At 43.3% G+C, this 9,507-nt stretch carries 10 protein-coding genes; 3 read left to right on the top strand and 7 right to left on the bottom strand.

Going from position 1 to position 9,507, the window contains the following annotated elements:
* Nucleotides 1-150: 150 nt before the first annotated feature.
* A complete protein-coding gene (locus tag OKC24_RS15650) occupies nucleotides 151-1,011 on the bottom strand; it encodes a protein kinase domain-containing protein (protein WP_131275914.1) in 861 nt (286 codons plus the stop codon).
* On the bottom strand, nucleotides 989-2,500 hold the full coding sequence (locus OKC24_RS15645) for a DUF3336 domain-containing protein (RefSeq protein ID WP_130147374.1): 1,512 nt from the start codon (nucleotides 2,498-2,500) through the stop codon (nucleotides 989-991). Before OKC24_RS15645 ends, OKC24_RS15650 begins: the two co-directional genes overlap by 23 nt.
* A gap of 189 nt (nucleotides 2,501-2,689) precedes the next feature.
* Here OKC24_RS15645 and OKC24_RS15640 point away from each other — a divergent pair, with 189 nt between their 5' ends.
* Entirely contained in the window at nucleotides 2,690-3,562 is an 873-nt protein-coding gene (locus tag OKC24_RS15640) for an ATP-binding protein (RefSeq protein ID WP_131275915.1), read from the top strand.
* A gap of 509 nt (nucleotides 3,563-4,071) precedes the next feature.
* Here the strand turns inward: OKC24_RS15640 and tsaD are convergent.
* Complete coding sequence (gene tsaD / locus OKC24_RS15635; RefSeq protein WP_131275916.1) at nucleotides 4,072-5,088, bottom strand: tRNA (adenosine(37)-N6)-threonylcarbamoyltransferase complex transferase subunit TsaD; 1,017 nt, start codon at nucleotides 5,086-5,088, stop codon at nucleotides 4,072-4,074.
* Between the two features lie 147 nt (nucleotides 5,089-5,235).
* Between tsaD and rpsU the strand changes: the two genes are divergently transcribed.
* Both rpsU and OKC24_RS15625 read left to right on the top strand, forming a co-directional pair.
* Nucleotides 5,236-5,451, top strand: coding sequence for a 30S ribosomal protein S21 (rpsU, locus tag OKC24_RS15630; RefSeq protein ID WP_001136722.1), 216 nt, complete (start codon nucleotides 5,236-5,238; stop codon nucleotides 5,449-5,451).
* Between the two features lie 38 nt (nucleotides 5,452-5,489).
* Nucleotides 5,490-5,936 (top strand): GatB/YqeY domain-containing protein, encoded by a 447-nt coding sequence (locus OKC24_RS15625; RefSeq protein WP_131275917.1) that lies wholly within the window; start codon nucleotides 5,490-5,492, stop codon nucleotides 5,934-5,936.
* Between the two features lie 127 nt (nucleotides 5,937-6,063).
* On the opposite strand, the gene OKC24_RS15620 is transcribed toward OKC24_RS15625, so the two are convergent.
* The 4 genes from OKC24_RS15620 to OKC24_RS15605 form a co-directional block, all read right to left on the bottom strand.
* Nucleotides 6,064-6,426: a hypothetical protein gene (locus OKC24_RS15620; RefSeq protein WP_130147384.1), complete on the bottom strand. Its 363-nt coding sequence runs from the start codon at nucleotides 6,424-6,426 to the stop codon at nucleotides 6,064-6,066.
* Nucleotides 6,427-6,505: 79 nt separating this feature from the next.
* Nucleotides 6,506-6,880, bottom strand: coding sequence for a GFA family protein (locus OKC24_RS15615; protein WP_131275918.1), 375 nt, complete (start codon nucleotides 6,878-6,880; stop codon nucleotides 6,506-6,508).
* Between the two features lie 126 nt (nucleotides 6,881-7,006).
* Complete coding sequence (locus OKC24_RS15610) at nucleotides 7,007-8,446, bottom strand: M48 family metalloprotease (protein ID WP_213073339.1); 1,440 nt, start codon at nucleotides 8,444-8,446, stop codon at nucleotides 7,007-7,009.
* 94 nt (nucleotides 8,447-8,540) lie between these two features.
* On the bottom strand, nucleotides 8,541-9,506 hold the full coding sequence (locus OKC24_RS15605) for a 2-hydroxyacid dehydrogenase (protein ID WP_131275919.1): 966 nt from the start codon (nucleotides 9,504-9,506) through the stop codon (nucleotides 8,541-8,543).
* Nucleotide 9,507 lies beyond the last annotated feature (1 nt).

Genomic DNA, 9,507 nt, shown 5'->3' with positions numbered 1-9,507 from the left:
CTGGAACCTAAATCCAGTGCGTCTACCAATTTCGCCACGTCCCCAATGGCTGTGTATATTATAGAGATCACCTGTACATGACAAGCCTTTTTTAGAAAAAAGCATTTTGATTGATTAAATAAAAAACAAAAAAGATAATTTGAGGATTTCTTAAACATTTTCAGATATTAAGCGCATTTTTATTTGCGAAAAATCACGCATTCTTTGCGCTTTTTGCTTCGCAAGCATATCTCGCAATATCGGTTCGAAAAATATAAATTGCTGTGGAAGATCAATTGTTAACCGCTGACAGTGCAAAACAGCCCAATCTTTATATGTATGGGCCTGCAAACGCTGAGCAGTCAGCCATTCCAGCAGCACAATGCCTAAGGCGTAAAGATCACTTTGCACACTTTTGGGCTGCCCGTGGAATAACTCCGGCGCCATATAGCGCGGTGTTGCGTTCATAGGTGGACGCTTTGCAGACGCTATCAGTACGGCCTGTTCAAAATCAAGCAGCCTCACCTGCCCTTGATAGCGCACAAAATGCCCTGCTTTGAGATCTGCATGCAGCCATCCTAACTCAGTTAACTGCGCTAAGACGCTAACAATCTCTATCATCAGCGCTTTAATTTGGCTTGAAGTGAATTGGTTCGAATCCTGACTAAAGATTGATTCTGCATGAGGCAATAGCAATAGTTGCGGATGCAGATGGTCTGCTTGAATTAACTGCCGATGATCCAGCTGATTGACTGAGATAAAGCGATGCGGCAACAAAAAACTGTGACCCTGCAGAGACCACTGCTGATACAGCATCTGTTCCTGTAAAAACCCCTGCTGCGCATGCTGAAAGCCATCTTCCCGCATGGACTGCCCTTTGAGCCAAAAACAGGAGGAATTAACTTGATCACCGTTAGACGCTTTTTGCAGCTGATACAAATACCGTCCAAAGCTCAAACTCTGGGCTTTGGCTTTTAAGCTATATACAGCTGCCTGCAATAAATCCTGATCACACTGCAATAAATTCTGCATGCTGCTTTTCAGGTGATTTTTGATAATGCAGCAGCTCTAAACAATGCTGAATGGTTTTTCCAACCCGCGCATGGGTTTCAATCAGTGAAATTTTCGGCCAAGTCGCCCGTTCACCTTCACGCTGCAGCACTTTAAATAAATATGGCCGCGGGTTTTGCAGCATATAGCTGTAATGGCGCAGGCTCTGTTTACCGACAATATTCACATCGCCATAATAACGCTGATCTACCACGCCATAGCCATGATCCAACAAACGGCGTATCGGCGGCACACTGCCTACACGTTCACGGGCAAAATCCATCACCCCTTTGGTAATCACCTTGCCCTGCCGGCGGATAATCCGCTCAGGCCAACTCAGCATGTCTTTGCGGAAGCGGGAAATGTCATTTTGCATAAAGGGCACAATATGCGGATTCACCTGACTGGCAATCGTATAATTGATATTGTATAAGCGCGCCATTTTCTCTTGCGGAAAATCACTGCGTACACTGCCATCCACCCAACGGGTAGATGCCATATAAGGCGTGAATTGACCATCATAACGCTTGCTGGTCAGCTTAACTGGCGGAAATAGAATTGGCACTGCGCAAGAAGCCAGAACAGCACTCCACACCAGCAAATCCGGCGCAGTATATGCATTCATAATGCGCGCATCCTGCGAAGCATCATAGGGCGCAACTGCAATATTGATGTTCAGACCCGAGGTTTTTCTCGCCTCTGCAAAGGTCATATCCCCTAAATTTTCCTTGAGAAAATTCTTTAAATATTTCACATCCGCCAATCCGCCATTGCCGCGCAGCAAATCGCTGAGCTTTCTAAAGTGAAAGGCTTCACTGTAAAAATTATGGCCTTTTAAAATTTCCATAAACTCAGATGGCTTTGACACGCCCAGCATGCCTGTCATGATAGCGCCTGCACTCGAACCAGACAGCACTTTAGGCATTAAGTCCTGTTCCATCAGCGCCTTGCAGACGCCTGTATGAAACAGGCCGAGGGTTGAACCGCCAGAGAACATCATTGCAGGCTGTCCAAAAGCTTTTTGGCACTGTTCAAAGAAACCAATTTTTTCTTCTGATGTTAAACATTCACAATCTTCGGAAGCGATAAAAGCCAATCCTTCACTGACTTCCGAAACATAATCTTCAATAATTTTTTTTGTCCCGACATGCGTTACAGAAAACAGCAATGGATGGCCAATATTCGCAATATCGTAGGTTAAGCCTTCACTCAAAATATACATCAGATCACGAGTGCGCTTTTGCTGGCGGTAACGCCTCAGCAAAGCCAAACGGTGCACAATAATTTCTGCATCAAAGTAGGGAGAGCAATTATCCAGCTTCCACTCTTGAGCGCCAGATTCCTCATCAATTTTCAGCGCAGTGCTTTTCCACTCGGCATAGCTTTCTGCAGTTTCCAGTTGACGGCTTAGTTTTTTTATTCTGTACGCTTGGTGAGGATTTACATCCCTTGCAAAGTCTTTAAATAGCATATCCATCCCTCAGCGCTGGCTTTTATCTGCTGCATAAGCATGACATTCTTATGCAGCTTAAACTTTTGCAAAATTTGATCATTAATTCAATAGGCAAAATTTGCTTCCGTTGGCATATCATGCCGAAATACTATACATTGTTGTTGTAAAATTACATCTATTCATCGATTAACCACAAGCTGAATACCCATGCCAACCTTAGATTTACCAGATAATATATTAGAGTCCCTTTCCAGCGTTCTTTTGCAATTGCAGCAAACGCTTCCTGAACTAAGAAAAGCGCCAGACTTTACCGCTGCTGCCTATACATGGCAGGATAAACAGCTGAAAGCAATTCAGCAATCAAAAAAAATGTATCTGGAAGATTTAAAAGGCATTGAGCGCCAAAAAGAAAAAGTCATCCAAAATACTTTACAGTTTTTAAAAGGCTTCCCTGCCAATGACGTTTTACTTACAGGCTCACGCGGCACGGGTAAATCATCTATCGTACGCGCGCTACTGACTGAATACGAGCCTCAAGGCCTGCGCTTAATTGAAATTGAACGTGATGATTTGTCTGATCTTCCTGAAATTCAAAAACTCATTGCCGGCCGGCCGGAAAAATTTATTGTCTATTGTGATGATTTAGCCTTTAACGCAGAAGATGAAAATTACCGCAGCTTAAAAAGTGTTTTAGATGGCTCACTGCAGTCAGGTTCAAGCAATTTTATTATTTACGCCACCAGCAACCGCCGCCATTTGCTGCCTGAATTTATGCATGAAAACACACCTGTAACAAAGGTCGATGTCCCTCAATATACAGAACTGCATCCACAGGAAGCCATCGAAGAAAAAATCTCACTGTCTGACCGTTTTGGCATGTGGCTGTCATTCTACCCCATGGATCAAAAACTGTATCTGGAAATTGCTGAGCATTATTTAGCGAAAGCCAATATGCCATGGACCGAGGAAGCTCGGACAGAGGCTTTAAGATGGTCTCAAGGGCGCGGACAGCGTTCGGGGCGCGCAGCGTATCAATTTTCTAAACACTGGATTGGTTCACAGCAGTTATTGAATCTATAACGCTATTTTTAAGTTTTAATTTCCTTCATACGGCAATAAAATTAAGGCCCTGTTTATTTCGAATGGGGCTTTTTTCACGAAAATATGTTGATATTACAAGTCTTATCCGCAAAAAAAAGCATACTTAAGATATTGGTTTAAATACTTTTATTATTAATCAGCAAATTATTTTATCCCCCTTTCCACACCACACACAGCGGATGTGGATTACAGAACCGCTGTTAATTTTTTTTGAAAAGAATCCCTCATTAATTGTTATTAAGGCAGAGTTTATAAAGCCAAACTTCAATTTTCACAGTCTTAATAATAATTTCAGCCAATTCAAATATTTTTAAAATTTTTATCCGTTATTCGCATCTAAACCGATTCCATTCCTCAGCGAGCTTGCACTTACTTCAACTGCCTTTCGCGTCAAGAAATCAATTTCCTAAAAATAGTCTTATAACCGATATAAAAAAGCCCAGATCTCATGTCTGGGCTTTTTTATATCGGTTTGTGTGATTCAGCGCTTAAACTTCTTCAGGGTTGCTTAATTCCGTCATTGGCCAGCGCGGTGTTGTCGTTACAGCCAAACCATCATGCTGTCCCGCTTTTAGGCGCTGATAGCCGGCAAAAGCAATCATGGCGCCATTATCGGTACACAATGCAGGTTCAGCATAAAACACATGGGCACGAATTTTAGCCAAGTCGGCTTCTAAGCGTTCTCTCAGACGGCTGTTGGCACTTACACCGCCAGCAATCACCAAACGCCGCAAGCCCGTTTGCTTTAATGCTTTCACTGACTTTTTCACCAGTGTATCCACCAAAGCTTCTTGGAATGAAGCGGCGATATCCGCTTCACGGCCTTCGCCTTCCACTTTTTTCAATTGTACAGATACTGCTGTTTTCAAACCGCTAAACGAAAAATCTAAACCCTGATGCAGCATTGGCCGCGGAAATGCAAACGCATTCATATCGCCAGCTGCAGCCAGTTTAGAGATATTCGGCCCGCCCGGATAAGGCAGACCCATCATTTTCGCGACTTTATCAAAGGCTTCGCCTGCTGCATCATCAATAGATTCGCCCAACAGTTCATATTGGCCAATGCCATACGCAGCCATGAGCTGTGTATGGCCGCCCGACACCAGCAAAGCGACGAATGGAAATTCTGGCGGAGCTTTGGACAGTAATGGCGCCAGCATATGGCCTTCCATATGATGCACGCCAATCGCCGGCTTATTCAGCGCAAAGGCTAAAGTTCGGCCAAACAGCGCGCCTGTCATGAGCGCGCCCATCAGACCTGGCCCGCGGGTATAAGCAATAGCATCAATTTCAGATTTTTTAATGCCGCTGTCTGCCAGCAATTGGGTAATTAAAGGAATTAATTTGCGCACATGGTCACGCGAAGCCAGCTCCGGCACGACGCCGCCATATTCTGCATGCAGTTTAATTTGGCTATACAGCACTTGCCCGCGCAAACCCAACTCGCTGTCATACAATGCGAGCCCTGTTTCATCACAAGATGTTTCTAAGCCTAAAACGATCATTAAACTGCCTATAACCTGTATCAAATCTATTGCGAAGCCTATTATAGACTTGTGGTATGAGATGTAAATGAGTAAAATACTGACCTTCACTTGTGATCGAAGGCAATTTCGCCCTAGATCTTATCCATAACTTAATGAGGATTCTTCATGCCACAAGTTAAATTGAAAGAAGGCGAACCAGTAGACGTAGCTATCCGTCGTTTCAAACGTTCATGCGAAAAAGCAGGTGTTCTTGCTGATGTTCGTAAACGTGAATTCTACGAAAAACCTACTCAAGAACGTAAGCGCAAAAAAGCTGCTGCTGTTAAACGCTACCAAAAGAAATTGGCGCGCGAATCAGTACGTACGACTCGCCTTTACTAAGATTAATTTGTGATTGATTGACTAACCTGGAAAAATAAATGACTACTTTAAAAAACCAAATAACTGATGTTTTGAAAGCAACTATGCGTGCTAAAGAAATGGGCAAGTTAACGGTAATTCGTAGTCTACAGGCAGCAATCAAGCAAATTGAAGTCGATGAACGCATTGAGCTTGACGATACTCAGGTTCTTGCGGTCATTGAAAAGCAAATCAAACAACGTAAAGAATCGATCAAAGCCTTTGAAGGCGCTGGTCGAGAAGATTTAGCTAGTAAGGAACAAGCCGAACTTGAGGTTTTATCTCAATTTCTACCAGAAGCTATGACTGAGGAAGAACTTGATTCCATCATTGCACAGACTATTGCTGCGCAAGAAGCTACTAGCATGAAAGATATGGGTAAGGTGATGAACTCTCTGCGTCCGCTCATAGCCGGGCGCGCCGATCCTTCTCAAGTTTCTGCAAAAATTAAAGCAAAACTTGCTTAATACCCAAATACTTCCCTCTTTTGCGTTGAACTGCCTTAAAACTCATTTATTCTTTAAGCCAGTTCTTCCGTAATATTATTCAAACACACTCTCTATAATCATTATTCAACGTATTTACGCCATCTTTCTACTTTAAATTACACTGCACACCATAAGGTTTTAACATCTGCATTTCTTTAGATGTAGACACCTGATCAATAACTTCCTTTTTCGAAATATTGGCATATTGCTTATCTAAGTATGCTCTATTCGTATCTGCTGCCTGATATAAGTCATCCGCATACTTACTCAATATTGAGCAAAATTTTTCCTGCTGCTGCGCATTAAAACTACGCTGCATCGGATCTAAGGTTGTATAAAATTTCCGAACATCCTGTTTGTAAGTTTCATTAATTTTTTCGACAGCCAATACATATTGTTCCGCACTTGCTGCGTGTACCACCTGCACTGCCACACCTAAACTTAACAGGGTAAATATGAATTTTTTCATCAAGTTAATCTTTATCATTTATCCAAAAGTGCAATTACAATTGTAGCATCTGCCACATGCCTAATCTAATTTAAAACAGTTATGACGATGAATCTATACAAATAAATTCCGGCTTATATTCTTGATAAGCTTGCTCTTTTGGCGCAGGAATGACACCTTGCGTCACAGTCCCTAAACGTAAACGCAGTACATTTGGCAGATCTTTTCGATAGGAATAAATTGGGCTGCCACATTTTCTGCAAAATACCCGTGCCTTATTTTCCGTATGAAAATATTCCTGAAGATCAGTTTCACCTTGCAGCAGCTGAAACTTAGATTTACCAATTGGAGAGTTCCAGCCAAACAATGCACCTTGCGCCAGCCTGCAATGCTGACAAAAACACAAAATGCTCTGTTCCAACTCTGCTGCATACCGGTATTTTACCGCACCACACAAACATTGTCCCTGAATCATTACAGCACTCCATTATTTTGAATTATTATGCTTTAAATTGCGTTTGCTTAATCTTCACTATCCTCACCAGATCACCTGCTGATCAATGCAGTGAAGACGCCTCATGGAAAACTCCAGCGCTTTCGCCTAGACAGTCAATTGCCGGTCTTTCTGCATTTCGCTTAAGCGCTGGTCTATTACAGCTTCGAGTGACTTGCGCTCTTTGGCTAAACGCTTTGCATGCAATAATGACTTTATGGCATTTTCTTCATTGCCGGTCCAAAACTCCACCTCAGCACGGTAGCGCAATACATTCACAGACCGCAGCGCAGAAGAATTATCAGCGTTTGCAGACTGCTGCATTAGACGCCAACCGGATACATCACGCGGGTTATTGCGTAAAAATTGACGCACCGTCAACTCCGCTTGAGCTGGCTGCTTATTAAGGATAAGCACTTCTGCATATTTATAATTTAACGCGCGGTTTTCTGGCATAACCGCCGCAGCGCTGCTCATCAAACTGAATGCATTTTCAATTTTATTCTGGCCTAAATAAACATCTGCCTGCAGCAGCGTCATCAGCACATGGCTGGATTTAACATTTTTAGCTTTATCGAGTGCGGTTTGTGCAGCCAAAAAGTCACCATGCTGTATATAAAAAGCAGCCAAGCCCATTAAACCCGCAAAATTATTTTGATTCGCCAACGCCTGCAGCTGCTGTTCGCTGCTCTGGCCAGACAGAACTCGGCTATATTGCTTAATTATTTCAAAATCTTCATTGTCTAAATTTGGCTTTACTTTCGGCAGCTGATTTGCCCTCAGGCGCGCCTCACTCATACGCTGTGTTGTGAGTGGATGCGTCAGCCAAAAGTCCGGCAAAAAACTGACCTGACTTGTAGCTCGGTTCATGACTTCAAAAAAATCCGCCATGCTTTGCGGGTTATAGCCTGCAGCATACATATACTGCATCCCTATGCGGTCAGCTTCACGTTCTTGGTTTCGGCTATAAGTCAGCTGCTTATCCAGCAGAGCTGCCTGCGAACCCAGCATCACGGCAGCGCCCGCATCACCATCCGCCTTGGAAGCAACCAATGCTCCTACCAGAATGCCTGCCAATGAAAGCAAGCCTTGCCCCTTAAAGGCTTCTTGAGAGCGGCTATAATGGCGCTGTGTGACATGCGCAATTTCATGCGCCATTACACCGGCCATCTCATCCATATTGCGCGCAGAGTTAATCAAACCCGCATTCAGGGCAAATAATCCGCCAGGCACAGCAAAAGCATTAATTTGCGGATCATTAATAATTAAAAGGCCGACCGGCTGACTGAGCTGTGTCTGGCTTAAAATATGGGAAAATACTGCATACAAACGGTCTTCAAGCCAAGGATTTTGCAGAACCGGCATCTGCTTATTGACTTCACGGAATACTTTTTCGCCAATGGCCTTTTCTTTTTGCTGATCCAGCAAACCAATGCCGCCGCCAATATCCGGCACAGCAAATTGAGCTGCCGAATTAAATTCTACCGTTTGACTCTGCGCGAGCATCGAACACAGTCCCAGACTGCAAGCCAGTAAAGTTTTTTTCAATGCCGCGTCCCAATCAAATCTATTTGCTTATCTATTCAGAAATATAGCATTGAAAAATGAGCCATTATGAAAGAAAGTGTTATTAATTTTTTAATTACACCGCTTTCTTAACAGCGTAGCGAGGCTGCCTGCCCTCCAAAGCATCGACCAAATTCTCATATGCCAGTTCAGCCATCCGCTTGCGGGTTTGCGCAGTCGCAGACCCGACATGCGGCAAGGTTACTGCATTATCCAGCTCAAATAATTCTGAAGCCTGCAGCGGCTCCTTTTCATACACATCCAATCCAGCTGCGAAAATACTGCGCGACTTTAAAGCATCAATAAGCGCCTTTTCATCAACCACAGAACCGCGAGAAATGTTGACCAACACAGCGTGCTGCTGCATAAGCTGCAATTCGCGCGCACCCATTAATGATTTGGATGCCGCATTTAAATCAACTGCAATTACAACAAAATCGGAACGGCTTAATAAATTATCCAGACTGCAGAACTCAGCTTTGAACTGTTCGGCTATCTCAATTTTTTCATGGCGGTTATGGTACAGCACATTCATATTGAATCCGTAAAAACCGCGTCTTGCAATCGCAGCGCCGATAGAGCCTAAACCTATAATGCCTAATGTTTTCCCATAAATATCAACACCAAATTGCTCTGGGCCTGCTGTTCTGGACCATTGCCCCTGCTTCATCCAGGCATCCAGTGATGGAACTTTTCTTGCTGCGCTCATTAAAAGCGTAAACGCCAAGTCTGCTGTAGTTTCAGTCAAAACATACGGCGTATGCGTCAGCCAAATATGCTTTTGATTTAGATATGACACATCATAATTGTCGTACCCCACACTCACACTGGAAATAACCTTGAGTTTTTCTGCATGTTTTAAATTGCTTTCATTCAGCCGCCGGCCAGCGCCGATCATCCCATCCGCATCACGGCTTTCTTCTAAAATTTGCTGATTGATATCGCCTTTTTTCGGATTAATTTGAACAACATGATATTGCTGTTCCAGTCTCATCAAAATTTCATTATCGATTTGGCTAAAAACAACAACTTTCTTTTTCATG

It is taken from the genome of Acinetobacter entericus (assembly GCF_026168575.1).
GTDB lineage: Bacteria > Pseudomonadota > Gammaproteobacteria > Pseudomonadales > Moraxellaceae > Acinetobacter > Acinetobacter bouvetii.
This window is presented reverse-complemented; position numbering and strand designations above follow the sequence as displayed.